Annotated in this window: 22 protein-coding genes; 17 read left to right on the forward strand and 5 right to left on the reverse strand. The window is 60.2% G+C overall.

The features are described from left to right. Window positions 1-107 precede the first annotated feature (107 nt). From C5L13_RS08215 to pcaF, 4 genes are all read left to right on the forward strand, one after another. A complete protein-coding gene (locus tag C5L13_RS08215; protein ID WP_105382796.1) occupies window positions 108-392 on the forward strand; it encodes an acylphosphatase in 285 nt (94 codons plus the stop codon). Between the two features lie 143 nt (window positions 393-535). Then, the gene (locus tag C5L13_RS08220) at window positions 536-1,243 is read left to right on the forward strand and encodes a 3-oxoacid CoA-transferase subunit A (RefSeq protein WP_105382797.1); all 708 of its coding nucleotides are present in this window, start codon (window positions 536-538) and stop codon (window positions 1,241-1,243) included. Next, a complete protein-coding gene (locus C5L13_RS08225; RefSeq protein WP_105382798.1) occupies window positions 1,240-1,944 on the forward strand; it encodes a 3-oxoacid CoA-transferase subunit B in 705 nt (234 codons plus the stop codon). Before C5L13_RS08220 ends, C5L13_RS08225 begins: the two co-directional genes overlap by 4 nt. Before the next feature lie 9 nt (window positions 1,945-1,953). Next, window positions 1,954-3,159 carry a 3-oxoadipyl-CoA thiolase gene (gene pcaF / locus C5L13_RS08230; RefSeq protein ID WP_105382799.1) on the forward strand — a complete coding sequence of 402 codons (1,206 nt, stop codon included), beginning with the start codon at window positions 1,954-1,956 and terminating at the stop codon, window positions 3,157-3,159. Window positions 3,160-3,299: 140 nt separating this feature from the next. On the opposite strand, the gene C5L13_RS08235 is transcribed toward pcaF, so the two are convergent. Both C5L13_RS08235 and C5L13_RS08240 read right to left on the reverse strand, forming a co-directional pair. Beyond that, on the reverse strand, window positions 3,300-3,677 hold the full coding sequence (locus C5L13_RS08235) for a VOC family protein (protein ID WP_105382800.1): 378 nt from the start codon (window positions 3,675-3,677) through the stop codon (window positions 3,300-3,302). Window positions 3,678-3,736: 59 nt separating this feature from the next. Continuing rightward, window positions 3,737-5,266 (reverse strand): S10 family peptidase, encoded by a 1,530-nt coding sequence (locus C5L13_RS08240; RefSeq protein WP_245571177.1) that lies wholly within the window; start codon window positions 5,264-5,266, stop codon window positions 3,737-3,739. A gap of 165 nt (window positions 5,267-5,431) precedes the next feature. On the opposite strand from C5L13_RS08240, the gene C5L13_RS08245 reads away from it, so the two are divergent. From C5L13_RS08245 to C5L13_RS08260, 4 genes are all read left to right on the forward strand, one after another. Further along, on the forward strand, window positions 5,432-5,803 hold the full coding sequence (locus C5L13_RS08245; RefSeq protein ID WP_105382801.1) for an antitoxin Xre/MbcA/ParS toxin-binding domain-containing protein: 372 nt from the start codon (window positions 5,432-5,434) through the stop codon (window positions 5,801-5,803). Then, window positions 5,769-6,311, forward strand: coding sequence for an RES family NAD+ phosphorylase (locus C5L13_RS08250; RefSeq protein ID WP_407070416.1), 543 nt, complete (start codon window positions 5,769-5,771; stop codon window positions 6,309-6,311). The genes C5L13_RS08245 and C5L13_RS08250 overlap by 35 nt, the downstream gene beginning before the upstream one ends. Before the next feature lie 150 nt (window positions 6,312-6,461). Further along, window positions 6,462-8,168, forward strand: a complete 1,707-nt coding sequence (locus C5L13_RS08255) for a sensor histidine kinase (protein WP_105382803.1) — start codon at window positions 6,462-6,464, stop codon at window positions 8,166-8,168. A gap of 12 nt (window positions 8,169-8,180) precedes the next feature. Further along, a complete protein-coding gene (locus C5L13_RS08260) occupies window positions 8,181-8,582 on the forward strand; it encodes a response regulator (protein WP_105371135.1) in 402 nt (133 codons plus the stop codon). Window positions 8,583-8,589: 7 nt separating this feature from the next. Here the strand turns inward: C5L13_RS08260 and C5L13_RS08265 are convergent, their stop codons facing one another. Further along, a complete protein-coding gene (locus tag C5L13_RS08265; RefSeq protein ID WP_105382804.1) occupies window positions 8,590-9,489 on the reverse strand; it encodes a helix-turn-helix domain-containing protein in 900 nt (299 codons plus the stop codon). 182 nt (window positions 9,490-9,671) lie between these two features. Between C5L13_RS08265 and C5L13_RS08270 the strand changes: the two genes are divergently transcribed. The 8 genes from C5L13_RS08270 (at window position 9,672) to C5L13_RS08305 (ending at window position 17,055) form a co-directional block, all read left to right on the forward strand. Continuing rightward, window positions 9,672-10,913: an amino acid ABC transporter substrate-binding protein gene (locus C5L13_RS08270; protein ID WP_105382805.1), complete on the forward strand. Its 1,242-nt coding sequence runs from the start codon at window positions 9,672-9,674 to the stop codon at window positions 10,911-10,913. An 80-nt stretch (window positions 10,914-10,993) separates the two neighbouring features. Further along, the gene (locus C5L13_RS08275) at window positions 10,994-11,866 is read left to right on the forward strand and encodes a branched-chain amino acid ABC transporter permease (protein ID WP_105382806.1); all 873 of its coding nucleotides are present in this window, start codon (window positions 10,994-10,996) and stop codon (window positions 11,864-11,866) included. Further along, window positions 11,863-12,813: a branched-chain amino acid ABC transporter permease gene (locus C5L13_RS08280; RefSeq protein WP_105382807.1), complete on the forward strand. Its 951-nt coding sequence runs from the start codon at window positions 11,863-11,865 to the stop codon at window positions 12,811-12,813. Before C5L13_RS08275 ends, C5L13_RS08280 begins: the two co-directional genes overlap by 4 nt. Further along, entirely contained in the window at window positions 12,810-13,538 is a 729-nt protein-coding gene (locus C5L13_RS08285; RefSeq protein ID WP_105382808.1) for an ABC transporter ATP-binding protein, read from the forward strand. The genes C5L13_RS08280 and C5L13_RS08285 overlap by 4 nt, the downstream gene beginning before the upstream one ends. Then, entirely contained in the window at window positions 13,531-14,244 is a 714-nt protein-coding gene (locus C5L13_RS08290) for an ABC transporter ATP-binding protein (RefSeq protein ID WP_105382809.1), read from the forward strand. Before C5L13_RS08285 ends, C5L13_RS08290 begins: the two co-directional genes overlap by 8 nt. A gap of 27 nt (window positions 14,245-14,271) precedes the next feature. After that, complete coding sequence (locus C5L13_RS08295) at window positions 14,272-15,723, forward strand: aldehyde dehydrogenase (protein ID WP_105382810.1); 1,452 nt, start codon at window positions 14,272-14,274, stop codon at window positions 15,721-15,723. Window positions 15,724-15,737: 14 nt separating this feature from the next. Further along, window positions 15,738-16,496, forward strand: coding sequence for an SDR family NAD(P)-dependent oxidoreductase (locus tag C5L13_RS08300; protein ID WP_245571179.1), 759 nt, complete (start codon window positions 15,738-15,740; stop codon window positions 16,494-16,496). Window positions 16,497-16,521: 25 nt separating this feature from the next. Further along, complete coding sequence (locus C5L13_RS08305; RefSeq protein WP_105382812.1) at window positions 16,522-17,055, forward strand: 2,4'-dihydroxyacetophenone dioxygenase family protein; 534 nt, start codon at window positions 16,522-16,524, stop codon at window positions 17,053-17,055. Window positions 17,056-17,090: 35 nt separating this feature from the next. Here the strand turns inward: C5L13_RS08305 and C5L13_RS08310 are convergent, their stop codons facing one another. After that, the gene (locus tag C5L13_RS08310; RefSeq protein ID WP_105383121.1) at window positions 17,091-17,582 is read right to left on the reverse strand and encodes a MarR family winged helix-turn-helix transcriptional regulator; all 492 of its coding nucleotides are present in this window, start codon (window positions 17,580-17,582) and stop codon (window positions 17,091-17,093) included. A 162-nt stretch (window positions 17,583-17,744) separates the two neighbouring features. On the opposite strand from C5L13_RS08310, the gene C5L13_RS08315 reads away from it, so the two are divergent. Beyond that, entirely contained in the window at window positions 17,745-17,903 is a 159-nt protein-coding gene (locus tag C5L13_RS08315) for a YqaE/Pmp3 family membrane protein (RefSeq protein ID WP_105371133.1), read from the forward strand. Window positions 17,904-17,906: 3 nt separating this feature from the next. Here C5L13_RS08315 and C5L13_RS08320 read toward each other — a convergent pair whose 3' ends face one another. Continuing rightward, entirely contained in the window at window positions 17,907-18,905 is a 999-nt protein-coding gene (locus C5L13_RS08320; RefSeq protein WP_105382813.1) for a GlxA family transcriptional regulator, read from the reverse strand. Window positions 18,906-18,975 lie beyond the last annotated feature (70 nt).

Below are 18,975 nucleotides of genomic sequence, written 5' to 3' on the forward strand. Positions count from 1 at the left end.
TGGCGGTTGTCAGGTCGCTGCCGGAGGCGATCGCAATGATCGTTTGAACATGCCCTTGCGGTCCTCGCGCCCCCATTTCACAATCGTTGCCGGAGAGGAGGCAAGCTATGTCTGACGAATATGAGGCCGTCCTGGTGCGGATAACAGGCAAGGTTCAGGGGGTGAGTTATCGTGTCTGGGTACGCGACGAGGCGGTGCAGCTCGGCCTGACCGGCTGGGTTCGCAACGAAGCGGATGGGTCTGTCGCCGCTCTGATTGTGGGACCTGGCAGTGCGGTATCGAGCATGATCGAACGTTTCTGGCACGGTCCCTCTGCGGCGGCAGTTTCTGATGTGGAGACGCAGCGGACCGAACTCGCGGAAAGACCGAGTGGATTCCGCATCACCGGCTGAATCCTGTTTGTCGACAGCACGTATCCGCGCGACCTGTAAATGTGCGGTATATGAACAAATATCAAATAACGCACAAAAGTCCTTGACCTCCGATCGCCCTCACAAGCTAATGGCCAATCTCAGACCATGGGAGCGAGACCAAGATGGACAAAACAGTCGGAAGCCTGGCGGAAGCCGTTGCCGAAATCCATGACGGGGCTACCGTCATGATCGGTGGTTTCGGCGGCTCCGGTGCGCCGATAGAACTCATTCACGCGTTGATAGACAGAGGCCCGAAGAACCTCACGGTCGTCAACAACAACGCCGGCAACGGGCGCATTGGCATAGCAGCGATGATCGACGCGGGCATGGTCCGGAAGATGATCTGCTCGTTTCCCAAATCGTCCGATCCGCGCGCTTTCACGGACAAATACCTCGCGGGCGAGATCGAGCTCGAATTGGTGCCGCAGGGCACACTCGCCGAACGTATTCGCGCCGGCGGCGCCGGCATTCCGGCCTTCTACACGCCGACAGCTTATGGGACCGAGCTTGCGGAAGGCAAGGCGATCGCCGAATTTGACGGCCGGTACTATGTGCAGGAGCGTTGGCTGAAGGCTGATTTCGCGATCGTCAAGGCGCATCTCGGCGACACCTACGGCAACCTGACCTACAACAAGGCCGCCCGCAATTTCAATCCGCTGATGTGCATGGCAGCGGCCAAAACGATCGTGCAGGTCTCGAAGATAGTGCAGGCTGGTGAGATCGATCCCGAGCATGTCGTCACGCCCGGCATCTTCATCGATCGGATCGTCGAGGTGGAAAACCCCCAGCAGGAAGAAGAACTCATTCGAGCCGGAGTGGCCTACGTATGACCATGGATACCCGCCCCATCAATACCCGGGAAGATATCAAGCTTTCCAATGCTCAGATCGCTTGGCGTGCCGCGCAGGATATTGCCGACGGTGCCTATGTTAATCTCGGGATCGGTTTCCCGGAAATGGTCGCCCGATACCAGCCGCCGGGCCGGCAGGCGATCTTCCATACGGAAAACGGCATTCTGAACTTCGGTGAAGCGCCGATTGCCGGTCAGGAAGACTGGGACCTCATCAATGCCGGGAAAAAGGCGGTAACGCTGAAGCCGGGCGCGGCTTTCTTCCATCATGCCGATAGTTTCGCCATGGTGCGCGGCGGCCATCTCGACGTTGCAATTCTCGGCGCCCTTCAGGTGGCCCAAAACGGTGATCTCGCCAACTGGCGGGTCGGTTCCAAGGGCGTACCGGCTGTCGGCGGAGCCATGGATCTCGTACATGGCGCAAAGCAGGTGTCGGTGATCACCGAACACGTCACAAAAAACGGTGAACCGAAGCTGGTCGAAAAATGTACCTTCCCTCTGACAGGGGTTGCCTGCATAACCCGTGTCTACACGAGCCATGCCGTCGTGGACGTCGTGAACGGCCATTTCGTTCTGCGTGAAAAGCTGGCCGCGATGACGGTTGAAGAACTGCAGGCGATGACCGGCGCGCAGCTTCATATCGAAGGGCCTGTCGCCGATCTGGTCGTGCCGGAACTCTAGGGAGAGATGATGACCGAAGCTTTTATCTGCGATTATATCCGCACTCCAATCGGCCGCTTCGGCGGCTCGCTGTCCTCTGTCCGTGCGGACGATCTTGCCGCCATTCCGCTGAAGAGCCTGATCGAGCGCAACCGTTCGGTCGACTGGGAGGCGGTCAGCGACGTGATTTATGGCTGCGCCAACCAGGCGGGTGAGGACAACCGCAACGTCGCGCGAATGGCAGTCCTTCTGGCCGGATTGCCGGTTTCGTTGACCGGGACGACGATGAACAGGCTTTGCGGCTCGGGCATGGATGCAGTGATCACTGCCGCCCGCGCTATCAAGGCGGGTGAGGCGGAATTGATGATCGCCGGTGGTGTGGAAAGCATGAGCCGCGCCCCCTTCGTGATGCCGAAGGCGGAGACCGCCTTTTCCCGTAATGCCGAGATCTACGACACGACGATCGGCTGGCGCTTCGTCAACCCGCTGATGAAGAAGCAGTATGGCGTCGATTCCATGCCTGACACCGGCGACAATGTGGCGATCGACTACAAGGTTTCCCGCGAGGATCAGGACGCATTTGCGGTGCGCTCGCAGGCGAAGGCGGCTGCTGCTCAGGAAAACGGCAGGCTCGACAAGGAAATTACCCCGGTCACCGTGCCGCAGAGGAAGGGCGATCCGATTGTGGTCGGCAGGGACGAACATCCGCGCGCGACTTCGATCGAGGCGCTCGCCAAGCTGAAACCCGTCAACAAGATCGAGGGCGGCACGGTGACGGCGGGCAATGCGTCCGGCGTCAACGACGGCGCGGCGGCGCTGATCATCGCTTCGGAAGCCGCCGCCAGGAAATATGGCCTCACCCCGATCGCGCGTATCATGGGCGGTGCGACCGCCGGCGTTCCGCCCCGCGTGATGGGTATCGGCCCGGCACCGGCGACGCAGAAGCTTTGCGCGCTGCTGAAGCTGACGCCAAAAGATTTCGACGTCATCGAGTTGAACGAGGCCTTCGCCAGCCAGGGGATTGCGGTTCTGCGCGAGCTCGGGCTTGCGGAGGATGCCGAATATATCAACCCGAATGGTGGTGCGATTGCCCTTGGTCATCCGCTCGGCATGTCGGGAGCCCGCATTTCCGGTACGGCCGCGCTCGAGCTGTCCATTCGCAAGGGTAAATACGCACTCGCCACCATGTGCATCGGTGTCGGACAGGGGATTGCGGTAGCGCTGGAGCGTGCCTGATTTTCCAGCTCTCCCTCCCAGGAAGGGAGAGCCCCAAGCGTGAGCCCGCAGCGGCTCTGCCTCGTCCGGCGAACGCGCTCAAGGAGCCGCCGGATCGGGTGACCCAGTCGTGGAGCAACGGACGCCCCACGACATTCATGTCAGGCGGGCTGGAAAAGTTCGATCAGGTTTCCGGAGGGATCGATAACCAGGATCTGCGAACCTCCCGGCCCCGTCACAATGTCGTTTCGGAAGCTGATGCCGGCTGTCGTAAGCCGCGCCACCTCTTTCGCCAAGTCGTCGACGACGAGATGAATACGGTTCCATCCGCCGGGATGGGGCACTTCTCCGTCAGGCATGGGCCGTCCCGCAGAGCTTGTCCGGCCACTGAGCAACAATCGCAATGAGCCGAGCTTCACGTCGGCGAAAGCCGGTGGATGACTGGAAAGCAGCGCAAACCCGAAATTTTCCGTGTACCATCGCACAGAAGCTTCGACATCATCGACCATGTACCTGACATTCACCAATGTCTCTGACATCCTGGCCTCCTCTGGCGCACCACGTGATACGTTCCCGGGCCTGCCGCTTGGTGCGCGTTTCAATTAGACGGCTTAGCTTCGAAGAAGGTCCTTACATTCGTCGCGAAGCTCCGTCGGGAATCGGGCCGCGTGTAAAACATATGACCGCCCCGATATAGCTGAAGCTCAGCTCTGCCCGCCGCGAGTGCCGGCGGCAGGTGGTCGATGACATAGCGGCTCGCGCCATAAGGCGTCAGAGCATCGCTGTAGCCGTGGGCGATCATCACCCGGAACGTCGGAATGGTCGAGAGCAGGTCGCGAATATCGCTAGAGGCGCTGATGAGCGCGCGGCTATCTCCCCCGTGCCCGCCGTTCCATTCCCAGCGGCGGTTTACCTCCTCGTTCAGGAGATTGTAGGTCATGTCGCTTGCAAAGCCCAATTCGTTGCGCGCATAGGCTGCGAATGCGGAGCCATAGGCACGTGTATAACCATCGAGTATCGGGTCATCATTGCGGCTGTAGGCGTCCTCCGGATAAGCATCGGGTACTGCGTAGGATGCGTCATAGGGGCTGACAACCCGGCCGTCGCCCGCCATCTGCTTGGCATAGATGTCGCCGACGAAGCCGCGTGTGCGGGCAATGGCCTCCTCTGAAATGCCTGTAAGTGCGCCAACCCGGCTATAAAGCGCGTCGGCGGCTGGCCCGGTGGGAAAGGGGCCTGCGAGCGAGGAAAGATAGTCGTGCATCGCGAACCGTTCGACTTCGATGAGCTTGTCAGGGGCAAATTCATTTTTTCGTTCGAGTTCCGCTGCCGCAAGGGAGGGTAGTTGCAGCGCCGCGCTTAAGGGGTCATCCGAATTGGCGAGGAAGCGACCCTCGATCAGCGGCGACAGCATGATGATGCCGGAGGTCAGCATCCCTTGCGTGTTCTTCAGCGAGACAGCAACTTTGGCGGCGCGCAGGCCGCCATAACTTTCCCCCAGCAGATATTTCGGCGCCTCGAGCCGGTTGTTTTTCTGCACATAAAGAGCAATTGCCTTGGCTAAGCTGTCGGCATCCTGGCGAACGCCGTAAAAGCTCTTTGCGGCATCGTCGTTGGCGGGACGGCTCCAGCCGGTCCCGACCGGATCGATCAGAACGAGATCTGTAAAGGCCAGCCAGCTTTCCGGATTGTCCTTAAGGGTGGGCGTCGTGCCGTTGTCGCCGGTTTGCCCGAATTCGAGGACCCGCGGGCCGACCAGACCCAGATGGAGATATGCAGAAGAAGCTCCAGGGCCGCCGTTGAACACAAAGGTGAGCGGACGATCAGGGGCGCGGTTCTTGGCGACATAGGCGGTATAGAAGATTTTTGCCGAGCGGTTACCGTCCTGACCGAAGAGATCGAGTGTGCCGGCCGTCGCGGTATATGGGATCTCTCCCGAAGGCCCCTTGAATAGAAGTTCCTTCGTCGCATCAGCGGGAAGCAACCCGAATATGCCGCCGGCGGCGCCTTGTTCCGTCTGGTGGCTTCGCTCGCGTGGTTCGTCTGCGTTCCGCTGCTGTTGTCCGGAAACCGGAGAGCAAAGAGCCAGAAGCACGACAAAGGGTGCGAAGAGATGATGGAACTGCAAAACGGGATCCTCCTGATCAGCCCGGCTTATGTAGGGCCTCTTGTCGATCCGCAAAATTCAACTCCTTTTGATCGGTAGATACCGCAACAGGGTTGATCTTGAAACGGCCACTGTTTTTGCTCATATTGAGCTACTAGATGTCAAAATCTGAAGGGAATGCGCTCAATGTCTGCCCATGCGTTTGAAGTCGGGGCGGCATCCTTTGGTGCCCCGCAATCCTCCTTCCTCTCGCCGCGGCGGGTGTCTGACCTGCTGGGCGTCACTCATGCGGAGTTGGCAAAGCTGATTGGCGTTGCCCGCAACACTCTGACTGCCAAAAGCGGAGCTCGCAAGGTGGATGCCGCCTTGAGCCCCGTAGTGCGCATTCTTGCGATGGCAAGCGAGATGGCGGGAGACGAAAACCGCGCAGCAATCTGGTTCAAGCACCAGCCCATCCCCGGATGGGCCGGCAAGACCGCCTATGACCTGGTGGGCGAGGGCAAGGCGGACAAGGTGCTTGCCTATCTGGAAGCGGTACGCTCCGGCGTCTATGCCTGACGCGGGTTCTTCCTCCTTGGTGCTGTGGCGAGCCTATGTGCCACGCTGGGCTCACGCGCCGCTTTCCGGGGAGGGCGCCGCCCGTTTCGGCGGGCGTTGGAACCCTGTTGGCGCGCCGACCATCTACGCCGCACGAGAATTGTCCACCGCGTGGGCCGAATACAATCAGGGCTTCGTCCAACATCCGGCCCTGATCGTTCAGTTGCGGCTCGAAGGCGCGCGACTGGCGGATCTCACCAATCCCGCCACTCTGGCGGAATTCGGCATCGAAGAGACGATACACCAATGCGAATGGCGGGCCGACCTGGATGCCGGGCGGCTGCCGGCTACCCACGCCCTCAGGGAAAGGCTGATGGAAGTGGGTTTCGATGGCGTAATCTATCCATCCTTCATGTCGCCGGGCGGCACCTGCGTTGCGCTCTGGCGCTGGAACACTACCGAAGCTCCCAAGATCGAGGTCATCGATCCGGAGGGGCGGCTGCCGAAAGATCCGGCATCCTGGCTGTAAGCCGAGCGCAGAGAGTGAACGCAACAAAATGCCCGCCTAATAATCCTAAACCAGGGGCTGGAGCCGGGTGGATGCTCAACCTTAGCATTCAAAATTTAGGGTAATGTAATATTTTAGCGCGAATGATGCGTCGAAGCAAAAGCGGCGGACATGCAGCAGCACAATCGGATCAAATCGCACGTCACATTCGTGCTCACATTGCTAACGGCACTTGCTGCGGTCTTAATCGCCGGCTTTGCCTGGTTTGCATCGGCAAAGGTCGATGACATCGCCATGGAGCGGCAGAAGGACTTCGTCAAACATGGTCTTGACGAGCAGGTGAGGGCCGTGGCGCGTGAGTTGGAGAGCGTCACCACCTGGGATGATGCCGTTCTTTTCGCGCCCACCGGGCCACGCGAATGGGTTACCTACAATCTCGGCATTTGGATGCACCAATATTTCGGTCATGACCGGACTTATGTGTTCAATCCGCAAGACGAACTGGCTTATGTCGTACGGGACGGCAAGGACATCCCGGTTCCCACTTTTCTCAACGATGCTGAGCCGGTGTCGGCACTGAGGGAAACCGTTCGGGGAGTCCTTCGCAAGCAGATGACGCAGGACAACGCCGCTCAACCGGAAATTGCCGAGATCTTTGAGACCAAGATCGTCGACATTGACGGACATCCCGCGGTAGTCAGTGCAAGACCGATCGTGCCGAATTCGGACAAAGTTTCTCTCGTTCCGGGGCAGGAATATATCACCGTTGCCGTAAAATTCCTCGACAGCGCCGTTGTCGGCGAGATCGCTCGCTATGCCAGGCTCAACAAATTGCGTTATGCCAGCACGGCGCCAGCGTCTCTCGCGACCATTCCGATCCTTTCGACAGCCGGGCAAACTCTCGGGTATCTCGTTTGGGAGCCAATCCGCCCGGGCATGATGCTGATTGAACAGATCGCGCCTGCCGGCCTTGCAGGCGTCGTTGTGGCAATGGGCGTGGTGATCTTCCTTGGCCGAGGCCTGCACAAGACCTCTGTCGATCTGTCGGAAAGCCGGCTCGCCTTGATGCGCCATCGCGACGAGCTGGAGGAGACGGTGAAGCTCCGGACAATGGAAATCGAACGACAGCGGGAAGAACTCGACAGGCTTTTGGCACAGGAACGTCATGTGAACGCCCTGCAGCGCCAGTTCGTCGCGATGGCCTCCCATGAATTTCGCACTCCGCTTGCCATCATCGATGCCGCGGCCCAGCGCCTGTCGCGTGCTAAGGCCGGCAGCAAACCCGGTTACGTTGCCGAAAAATCGGCGCAGATCCGTTCTGCCGTGCTTCGCATGGTTGATCTCATGGAAAGCATATTGTCCGCAGGCAGACTGGAAACCGGGAAGGCAGAAATCAAGCTGGAGCGGTTTTCATTAGTGGATTTGATCGAGAGCTGTTGCGGACGTCAATCCGAGATCCGAAACTCACATGTCTTCCACAGGGATCTGATCAAATTGCCCCAGACGATTCTCGCGGATCGTGCGGCGGTCGAGCAGGTCATCACCAATTTGCTGTCAAACGCCGCCAAATATGCACCACAGGCACCGGACATCCGTATCACCGCCTGGACGCAAGACCAGATGGCCTTTGTGTCTATCGCCGACGAAGGCATCGGCATGGATGCCGAGGACCTACCCAAACTCTTCCAGCCGTATTACCGAGCCAGAAGCGCCAGCGGCATTGCCGGAACCGGCATTGGCCTTAATATCGTCAAGCAGATTATCGACCTTCATGGCGGCTCGGTTTCAGTCGAAAGCATTCTTGGCAAAGGAACGACCTTCACGGTTGCGCTTCCAACCGACGGTCCCCTCGCCAATCTTGTCAAACAGGCAGCATAAGGAAATGCCCCAATGATGACCGTACTTTGCATCGATGACGAAGCTGACATTCGCCAGTTGATCGTCGAGGAACTGACGGATGCCGGGTTCAAGACTCTGGAGGCTGCCAATGGGCAAGAGGGACTCGAGGTCATCTTGTCTCACTGGCCGGATATCGTCATCTGCGACATCTCGATGCCGATCATGGATGGGCAGCAATTGCTTGCCGAAATTCAAGTCAATCATCCAGAGCTTTCCAACATTCCCTTCATCCTGCTGACGGCATTGACGGACAAGGAAAACGTGCTGACGGGCCTACGTGCCGGCGCGGCGGATTATCTGACCAAGCCGATCGATTTCGACCTGCTGTTGGCCAAGCTCGCCGGCTGCGTCACGCGTATCGAAAATGACAGGGCAGTCGGCCGAGCCCTTTGAAGACGGCTCATGGCCAGGCGGCATAGCTCGTTTCCGGGCGTATTTTCTTGAGCGCCACTCCCTGCCGATGGGCTCGCGGGGAGACGCCGGCGATGCGCTTGAAGAATCGACTGAAATAAGCGGCGTCCTTGAACCCCAGTGCTTCGGCGATTTCGGCGATCTGCAGGGCGGAGCCGTCGAGCAGGATTGCCGCCTCGGCCATAAGCCGCCCATGGATGATCTCCATGGGCGTGCGCCCCGTAGCGCGCCGAATGGCGCTCGTCAGGCGATGGGTCGTGACGCCGAGCGCATTCGCGTAGTCCGGAATCGTCCAGTGGTCGCGGATATGTAGTTCCACCAGATGCACGAAGCCGCGCACGATCGCGCGGGGTGAGGGCTGTGGCTGGTCGGCGGCCGGTTCCGCCAGCCGCCAGATAGCAAGCAACAGGAGCGCTAGGTGATGGCGGATCACCTCCTGTGCTCCCGGCTGCCCCGCCTTCAATTCCTGCTCGATGGTCGCGATGGTGCTGAGCATTCGCCGCGCATCCGAAAACGGCAGGCGACTGCCAAGAATGGGTCGAGCGATCGCTTCACGCACTTGGGCAAAGACGGCCCCAGTCGGCATGGCGGAGCCGAGCGTTACGTCCGGTACCGCGAGCGATGCGCCTTCCGCGCCTGCGTCAAACAGGATGGATCCCTTTTCACCGGCCGGAGCCCAGACGATTGCCGGGCCGGCGAGGGGGACTTCCCGGCGCCCAAGCCGGATATGCGCCGCTCCCGAACCGATCAGAAAGATGCGATTGCGGGTTCCGCGAAAGGTCCATTCGGAATGGGAAAGCGCGCCGTGAAAGAGGCGCGCCTCGATTGAGGCAGGCGGCGGCGCTGGCACGTGCAGCGCAGCATTTTTGACTGGCGGAGTGATAGGCATGCTTCGACGGCCCCCTTCCCCGAAAAGTACAAATATCTCCGCTAAAAGTCTATTCCCATCGGTAGGGCCTCGGGCCTATCTTTGTGACAGTTGGCGACTGTACCCGGTTGGAGACACAGACCGGATAGCAGGGCGCTGGCAGAAACGGCCTGTGGGGAGCAGGCCCAATCGGGAGGACAATCATGAAAAACCTTGAGCGCAGGCGCGTCCTGCGAGCGATGGCGCTTGCCGGCACGGTTGCCGCGACCGGCCTTTTGGCGGGCATGACGGGCGCCGCGATGGCCCAGGACCGGACATCGGTGAAGATCGGGTATGCGATCTCCAAGACCGGCGGCAATGCCGGCGGCGCCGGCATCACCACGCTGCCGAATTACAAGCTGTGGGTGAAGGACGTGAACGACGCCGGTGGCCTGGAATTGCCGGACGGCAAGAAGCTGCCGATCGAAGTCATTGAATACGACGACCGCTCGTCGGCCGAAGAAGTCGTTCGCGCCGTCGAGCGTCTCGCAACCCAGGACAAGGTGGATTTCATCCTCGTTCCCTGGGGCACCGGTTTCAATCTTGCCGTGGCACCGCTTTTTGACCGGCATGGCTATCCGCAGCTCGCCGTTTCCGCCGTCACCGACAAGGCACCGGATTTCGTCAAGCGATGGAAGAAGAGCTTCTGGATGCTCGGCGGCGGCCATGACTATGCGAACGCCCTCGCCTCGATCCTTGCCGATGCGAAGAAGGCTGGCACAGTCAACGGCAAGGTCGCGATGATTTCTGTTGCCGACGGTTTCGGCATCGACCTGGTCACCGCGGCGCGACCCGCCTTCAAGAAAGCCGGCATCGAAGTGGTTTACGACAAGACCTATCCGGGCGGCACCTCCGACTTCTCGCCGATGATCAACGAAGCGAAATCGAGCGGCGCTGACGCATTCGTCGCCTTTTCCTACCCGCCGGAAACCTTTGCGCTCACTCAGCAGGCCCAGGTGGCCAGCTTTAGCCCGAAAATCCTCTATCTCGGTGTTGGCACCGGCTTTCCGGTCTACGGCAAGAACAACGGCGAAAACGCGACAGGCATCATGAGCCTCGGCGGCATCGATCCGAACAACAAGATGAATGCCGAGTACCGCAAGCGTCATGAGGCGGTAACGGGCGTGGCTCCCGATTACTGGGGGAGTGTCATTACCTATGCCAGCCTGCAGATGCTGCAGGAGGCGATCAAGCGCAAGGGTCTCGACAAGGCCGCCGTCTCCACCGAGCTTGCCTCGGGCGCGTTCCAGACAGTGCTCGGGGAAACCAAGTTCGAGGATAACCAGCTTCGCCAGCTCTGGTGGGCCGGCCAATGGCAGAACGGCCAGTTCGTTGGTGTCATGCCGGCCGACCGTAAAGGCGCGAGCAAGGTCATACTGCCGCGTGGCGACTGGAAGAAGAAATAGGCCGGCGGCTTCATTTCTTGGAGCCGTGAGCTGACCGCTCGCGGCTTCGCCGATTGCGTTTGAACGAAGGAGGCTGCCCGATGCTTGTCGCGGCCCTGTTGTCCGGGCTGGTGCTCGGCGGAACCTATGCGCTCGTCGCCATGGGGTTGACGCTCCAATACGGAATCGCCCGCATCATGAATCTTGCCTATGGCGAGATGATCATCTCCGCGGCCTTTCTCGCGTATGTGATGTTCTCGACGCTGGGGTTAAATCCGGTCGCTGGCCTGCTGATCGCCGTGCCGACCGGTTTTGCGCTTGGTTACGTCGTATACGGGGCGATGATGACTCCCCTTGTAGCCCGGGCTCGCGACAGGGCGAGCCTGGAAATAGACTCCATCCTCGCGACCTTCGGCCTGCTTTTTGTTTTCCAGGGCGTGATGCTGGTCACCTTCGGCGCCAACTTCACCAGCTACAGCTATCTGAACGATCCGGTGACGATCTTTGGCACCACGCTTGCGGCAAATCGCGTCCTGGCACTCATTCTGGCCGTCGTCTTCGGCGGCGGCCTCTATCTCCTTCTCACCCGGACGCTCTGGGGCACGGCGCTGCGCGCCGTTGCGGTTAACCCTGGCGCGGCCCCGCTGGTCGGCATCGACGTCAACCGCGCCGCGCGGCTCGCATTCGCCCTCGGCAGCGGGCTGGCGGCTGCCGGCGGTGTTGTCATCTCGATGTACCAGACGTTTACGGCCACGAGCGGCGTGGTGTTCACCATGAAGGCGCTGATTGTGGTGATCATGGGTGGCGTCGGCAATCTTATCGGTGCTTTGTCCGCCGGCTTGATCCTCGGTCTGGTGGAAACCTTCGTCGCGACATACATCGATCCGGGGCTCACGCTTGCAGCGACCTACACGATCTTCCTCGCGGTGTTGTTGTGGCGCCCGGCAGGCCTGTTCGGAAGGCTGACGCGATGAGCCGCAAGCTTCTTCCCGCGTTTGTCTTTGCCTTGGTCGTTGCGGCGCTCGCTTACGTTCCGTTTATCGCCGGCTCTTATGGCATCACCCTCGGCATCGGCATGCTGGGCTATGTGACCCTTGCCACCGCCTGGGCGCTTTTCTCCGGCCCGACGCGATATGTATCGCTCGCCACCGTCGCATTTTTCGGCATCGGAGCCTATACGGTCGCGGTCTTCAGCGAAAGCATGGTCTACCCGCTGCTGCTTGCTGTTGCCGGCGTGATAGGACTTGCAGTGGCGCTGGTGGTCGGCCTCGCGACGCTGCGTCTCGCCGGCGTCTACTTCGTCATCTTCACCTTCGGCCTCGCAGAGCTCATCCGGCAGCTCGTCACGTGGTATGAGGTCAACGTGACCGGCACGCTTGGGCGCTACATCTTTCTTCCGGTGACGCCGGAAGGCATCTACTGGCAGCTCCTGGGGCTGGCCACGACCGCCTTTCTGATATCCTGGTGGATTGGCCGCAGTCGTATCGGTCTGGCCTTGAAAGTCATCGGCGACGACGAGGTGGTTGCGTCCCATTGCGGCATCAACATTGCCCGGGTGAAGCTCGCGTTGTTTACCGTTTCCTCGGTGCTGATCACGCTCGTGGGGGCGATACAGGCACCTCGTTGGACCTATGTCGAGCCGACGATCGCCTTCAACCCGACTGTCTCTTTCCTGACGCTGATCATGGCCTTGCTGGGCGGTGCGAACCGGCTGACCGGGCCGCTGCTTGGTGCGGTGCCTCTCTTCATGCTCTTCGAATGGCTGTCGGCCAATTTTCCAAACCATTACTCCATCATCCTTGGTCTCGTCTTCATTGCCATCGTTTTCGTACTGCCTCGCGGTGTGCTTGCCTTTGCAGAAGAGAACTGGCGGCGGTGGCGCAAGAGTGGGGTCAAGAACCTGCCGGCGGTGGCCGAATGAGCGAACTCCTGACGATCAATGGCCTCACGAAGCGCTTCGGCGGACTGGCGGCGGTCAATGCGGTTTCCTTTTCGGTGGCCAAGGGTGAGGTGGTAGGCCTCCTCGGCCCGAATGGCTCCGGCAAGACCACCGTGATGAACATGATTTCCGGTCACCTGCCGCCCACCAGCGGCACGATCGCGCTCGGCAACGAGACTATTTCCGGCCTCCTTCCCAATCGTATTGCGCTGAAGGGCGTCAGCCGAACTTTCCAGTTGGTACGCGGCCTGCCGTCGTTGACGGTGGCCGAAAATGTCATCGCTGCCCTTGCCTTCGGGCGGCGGAGACTTTGGGGCGAGACCGCTCGCAGAGAGGCGTTGTTGCGGCTCGACGAAGTGGGTCTTGCCCACCGGGCGAACCAGCTAGCACAGCAGCTCACCTATATCGATCAGAAGCGGATGGAACTCGCACGCGCTTTGGCCCTGGAGCCGGAACTGCTGCTGCTCGATGAATGGTTGGCAGGCCTCAATCCCACCGAACTGCGCACCGGTATCGACCTGATCGATACCATCCGTAAACGTGGTGTCACGATCCTGATGGTCGAACATGTGATGGACGCAATCCGGGCGCTCTGCGGTCGCTGCGTCGTCATGAATGCCGGCCGCAAGATCGCGGACGGGCCGACGGCTGAGGCGCTCGCGGATCGGGAAGTCATCACTGCCTATCTGGGAGAGGCTCATGCTTGAAGTGGCGGATCTTTCCCTGCATTACGGCCGCCACGTCGCGCTCAACCGGGTTTCGATCCGGGTCGGCAAAGGCGAGACGGTCGTTATTCTTGGCGCCAACGGCGCGGGCAAGTCTTCGCTCCTCAAGTCCATAGCCGGTCTTACGAAACCGGACGAGGGCGCAATCGTTTCCTTCGATCGAAGGGTCGTCACCGGCATGCCGGCGCACCAGGTGGTAGAGGCCGGAATTGCGCTGGTGCCGGAGGGAAGGGGTGTCTTCGGAGACCTGACTGTCGAAGAGAACCTGGCGCTTGGCGCCTATGCCCGACGTGCCCGCGCGGATGCAAATGACAGTAGGGAATTCGTCTACGACCTCTTTCCCAAGTTGAAGGAGCGCCGCGCGCAATACGTCAACACCATGTCGGGGGGCGAACAGCAGATGGTGGCGATCGGGCGTGCGCTGATGTCAAAGCCACAGCTTCTGATGCTGGACGAACCGAGCCTCGGTCTCGCCCCGCTGGTTGTCGGCGAGCTGTTCAAGAGCCTGGGGCGCATCCGCGAGCGGGGTCTGGCGCTTTTGATCGTCGAGCAGAACGTGAAAATGAGCCTGTCGATAGCCGATCGCGGTTATTTGGCCGAAGCCGGCCGCATCGGCGGCGAGAACACCGCATCGGCGCTTATGGGCGATGCAGCCGTGCAGCGCGCTTTCCTCGGCGCGCCGCGCTGATTTCAATTTCGAGAAAAGGAGAAATCCATGGATATGTTAGGCCTGAAGATTAATAACGCAGAAGTGGAAGCGACCGGAGGTCGCCGTTTCGACCGGCTCAATCCGATTTCGGGTGAAGTGGCCTCGACAGTTGCTGCGGCCAGCGTCGACGATGCACGCCAGGCGGCCAATGCAGCAGCGAAGGCGTTTCCCGCCTGGGCTGCTATCGGACCCGGCCAGCGACGCCGGATCCTCAACGCAGCCGCCGACAAGCTGCAGGAACGGGCGCAGGATTTCGTCGCGGCCATGGCCGCGGAAACCGGTGCGACCGCAGGCTGGGCAATGTTCAACGTCATGCTGGCCGCCGATATGCTGCGGGAGGCAGCGGCCATGACGACGCAAATTACCGGCGAGGTCATTCCTTCGAACCGACCCGGCAGTCTTGCAATGGCAGTGCGCCAGCCGGCCGGCGTTGTGCTCTCCATGGCGCCCTGGAACGCACCGGTCATCCTGGGTGTGCGTTCGATCGCCATGCCGCTTGCCTGCGGCAACACGGTCGTCATGAAGACGTCGGAAATCTGCCCAAGGACCCATCGGCTGATCGTCGACGCACTGCATGAGGCTGGCTTGCCGGAAGGTGTGCTGAACGCCATCTCCAATGCACCGGACGATGCCGGCGAGATCGTCGAGGCGCTGATTGCTCATCCGGCTGTGCGCCGGATCAACTTCACCGGTTCCACGCGGGTCGGCCGCATTATCGCCGAGACCGCCGGCCGGTATCTCAAACCGGCCCTGCTGGAACTCGGCGGCAAGGCCCCCTTCGTTGTTCTGGACGATGCGGATATCGACGAGGCGGTGGCAGCCGCCGCCTTCGGGGCCTACATGAACCAGGGCCAGATTTGCATGTCGACGGAGAAGCTGGTGGTCGACGAAAAGATCGCTGACGAATTCGTGGAGGCCATGGCCGCCAAGGTGCGAACGCTGAAAGCCGGAGATCCGCGCCGCAGCGATTCTCCGCTCGGTTCCCTGGTCGACCTGCGCGCCGCGCAACGCGTGGAAGCGCTGGTGCATGATGCGGTCTCCAAGGGGGCTGTATTGGCCGCCGGCGGCAATATCGAAGGCACCATTATGGATGCGACACTGCTCGACCGCGTGACGCCCGCCATGCGCATCTATGGCGAGGAAAGCTTCGGTCCGGTTGCTTCGGTTGTTCGCGTCGGATCGGTAGACGAGGCGATACGGGTTGCAAACGACACGGAATACGGGCTCTCCGCCGCCGTCTTCGGTCGCGACGTCAACCGCGCCATGAATGTGGCACGCCGTATCGAATCCGGCATTTGCCATGTCAATGGTCCGACTGTCCACGACGAGGCCCAAATGCCGTTCGGAGGCGTCAAGGACTCCGGTTACGGCCGCTTCGGCGGCAAGGCCGGCATTGCGGAATTCACCGAGTTGCGATGGATCACCGTGCAGGACGGCCACATCCATTACCCGATCTGATCGCGGAGGCCGCTTTGGCGATATTGCAAGGCAAGGCCTGTGTCATCACGGGCGGAGCAGGCAGCCTCGGGTTAGCCGCCGCCCGACTCTTTTTGAAAGAAGGCGCCAAGGTCACCCTTGTCGACCTTTCCATGCAGAGTTTGGAACGAGCGGTTGAGGACCTTCCACAAGACAGGATCGAACTCGTAGCGGCCGATGTCTCGCGGTCGACCGATGTCGCGCTTTATGTCGCAAAGGCTGCTGCGCGTTTCGGCCCGATTGACGTGCTTGTCTCCAACGCCGGTAATTTCGGTCGGGTTGCTCCGATTGACGATTATCCGGAGGACGTTTTCGATCGCGTCCAGGAAGTGCATGTGAAGGGGGCTTTCCTGGCGGCGAAATACGCCGTTCCCCATATGCACGACGGGGGATCGATTGTCATAACCTCGTCGGTCGCGGCGTTTCGCGGTGATCCGGGCGTCTATGCCTATATCACGGCCAAACACGCCCAGGTCGGCTTGATGCGCTGCCTCGCCAAAGAGCTCGCGCCTCGAGGAATTCGCGTCAATTCCATTCATCCCGGCCCGATCGACAATTGCTTTCAACATGATGTCGAAAAGGGCTTGGGAGAGGCGATCGGGCGCGACGGGACGGAATTCTTCAACGCCATGATCCCGCTTGGTCGCCATGGCACGCCTGACGAGATCGCCCGCTCCCTTCTCTATCTCGCTTCCGACCAATCGAGTTTCGTAACCGGCACGACGCTGATGGTCGATGGCGGCATGAGCGTCTGAAGACGAACCACACAAGGAGGAAACCATGCCCGAACTCGCGACTACGGAATTCTGGAAGGATCTTGCCCCGCTCACCAAGGTGTTCCAACCGGACGCGCTGCCGGAGGTCTACGTCAACAATGCTCCTACCGAAGACGAGCGCTACTATGTACCCTTTACCGATACGGTCTCTTCTCGGCCGCTATGGATTTCCCCGACGCAGAACAAATGGTGCGACATTCTCATGGCCAAGAAAGCGGGTCTGGTGAACCGACACTACCATCCGCATGAGGTATTCGCCTACACGATCTCCGGCAAATGGGGTTATCTGGAACATGACTGGACGGCAACCGCCGGCGATTTCGTATATGAGACGCCTGGCGAAGGGCACACACTCGTTGCCTACGAACACGAGCAGCCCATGAAGGTATTTTTCCAGGTAACCGGCCCGCTGATTTGGCTCGACGAACAGGGCGAGCCCAATGGGTTCTTCGACGTTCACAACTATATTGCTCTCTGTCGCGACCACTACGAGAAGGTGGGGATCGGCGCCGGCTATGTCGATAGGCTGTTCCGGTAAGCCCAGCTTTCAGAGCGTTCGAGCCGTCGCATGCGTCATTCCGGCTTTGTTGCCTCGTCGCGCTCACGTAGATTGCGAGCAATCAGCCGGCAGAGATCGCGGAACTGCTCGTAGGTTTCCTGCGGAAGAAAGGAAAAGACATCGCGCTCGATTGCATCGGCCGCGGTGTCGCATGCCCCGACCATCCGCTTGCCCTCCCCGGTCAGGCTCATTCGGAGGATCCGGCGGTTGCCCGGATCTTCCTTGCGGACGATGAGTTTGCGCCGCTGTAGACCTGCGATCAGTTCGTTCATCGTCTGGGGTGTCACGAAGAAGCGGCGGGAAAGATCGGCTGAGGAAAGACCGTCGCGCGCTCCGATGACGCTGAGGACGGTATACTGGATCGGGGTCATCTGCAGTGGAGCAAGCGCCAGTTCGAACCGGCTTCGCACCGCGTGGCTCGTCTGATTGAGGAAATAGATAGCGCGGGGATGCTGCATTCTCCATGCGGTGGAGTTCGCGTCCTTGGTCTGCAGATGTTCAGCCATCACTGCGTGGTGATCCTTCTTGCTGAAATGATTATATATCTGGGGTAGCGGAGAAACGGTAAGCGCACAAGCAAGTTCCATGGTGTTGCCGACATGGCGATCGGCTGAAACCTTCCACCGGGAGGAACGTTGTCCGCAGGATTTCACTCCGGAGGAACTCTGTTGGACATCATCCGCATTCTGCTTGCTTTCATCCTCCCGCCGCTCGGCGTGTTTCTGCAGGTCGGTTTAGGCCTGCATTTTTGGCTGAACATCCTGCTGACCTTGCTTGGCTGGCTGCCCGGCATCGTGCATGCGCTCTGGGTGATCCTAAAGAAATGACAGTCAGACCTTTGCCCTAAGCCTGCGGCGGGTGTCGCTTGGGCTTTCGCGGTAATGGGCACGATAGCAGCGTGAAAAAGCCGAGGCGGAATTGAAACCGGTCGCCGCGGCGATATCTGCGAAAGAGGCGCGTGTTTCGATGACCTTCCGGCGGGCGGCGTTCAGCCTGAGTGCAAGATAATGCTCACGCGGTGCAACACCCATCGTGCCCCGGAAAATGTCTTGCAGATGCCGAGAACTCACACCTGCGCGCCGTGCCAGTCGAGACAGGGGAAGTGGTGCCTCCACTGTTTCCTCCATCAGTCTGATGGCCGCCTGCACGCGGCTGTCGATAATACGCATGTTACCGATCGCCGGCATCTGGAGGAGGTCGCCGCGGGTACGCTCCTGCTCATAGATGAAGAGACGCGACACTTCGAGCGCCAGCGAGTAGCCATGTGAGCGGCGGATCAGCTCCAGCATCAAATCCAACGTCGGCAGCGAACCGCCGGTGGTGATACGTTTGCCGTCGATGACGAAGCGTTCCCGGATCATGTTCACCTGCGGATAGGCGGCTGAAAAATCCTCGAAGTCTTCCCAGTGCGTGGTAGCGGAAAAACCGTCGAGCAGGCTGGTCTCCGCCAGAGCGAAGGAACCCGCCTCGATACCAGCGATCAAGGTGCGATGACGTGCCGTTTGCGAGAGCAGGAATTTCAGCTCCCGCGTGGTGCTTTTCTTCCAGTTGTAGCTTGAAAGCACAAAGAGCGGATCTGTCTCGCGCGCAGGACGGAAAGGCGCTACGACGGGGATGGGAATGCCGGCTTTCGTTTCGATCGAACGACCGTCCGGCGAGAAAAGCGTCCAACGATAAAGCTCACGGCCAGAAATCCGGTTGGCGGCACGAAGGGGTTCGATGACCGAAGCGACCAGGATCAAATTTGTCTCCGGCAGCACCAGAATGTCGAAGTGCTGCTCGTCGGCAAAGGGCTCGCCATCTGCCGACGTTGCGCTTTGGTAAGCCATTATTTCCACTCATCCCGTTCATGGAGTTCGTCAGTGAGCGGACAGGGAGGTCGATGCCCGCTCCTGCCTT

It is taken from the genome of Neorhizobium alkalisoli, assembly GCF_002968635.1.
GTDB lineage: Bacteria > Pseudomonadota > Alphaproteobacteria > Rhizobiales > Rhizobiaceae > Neorhizobium > Neorhizobium alkalisoli.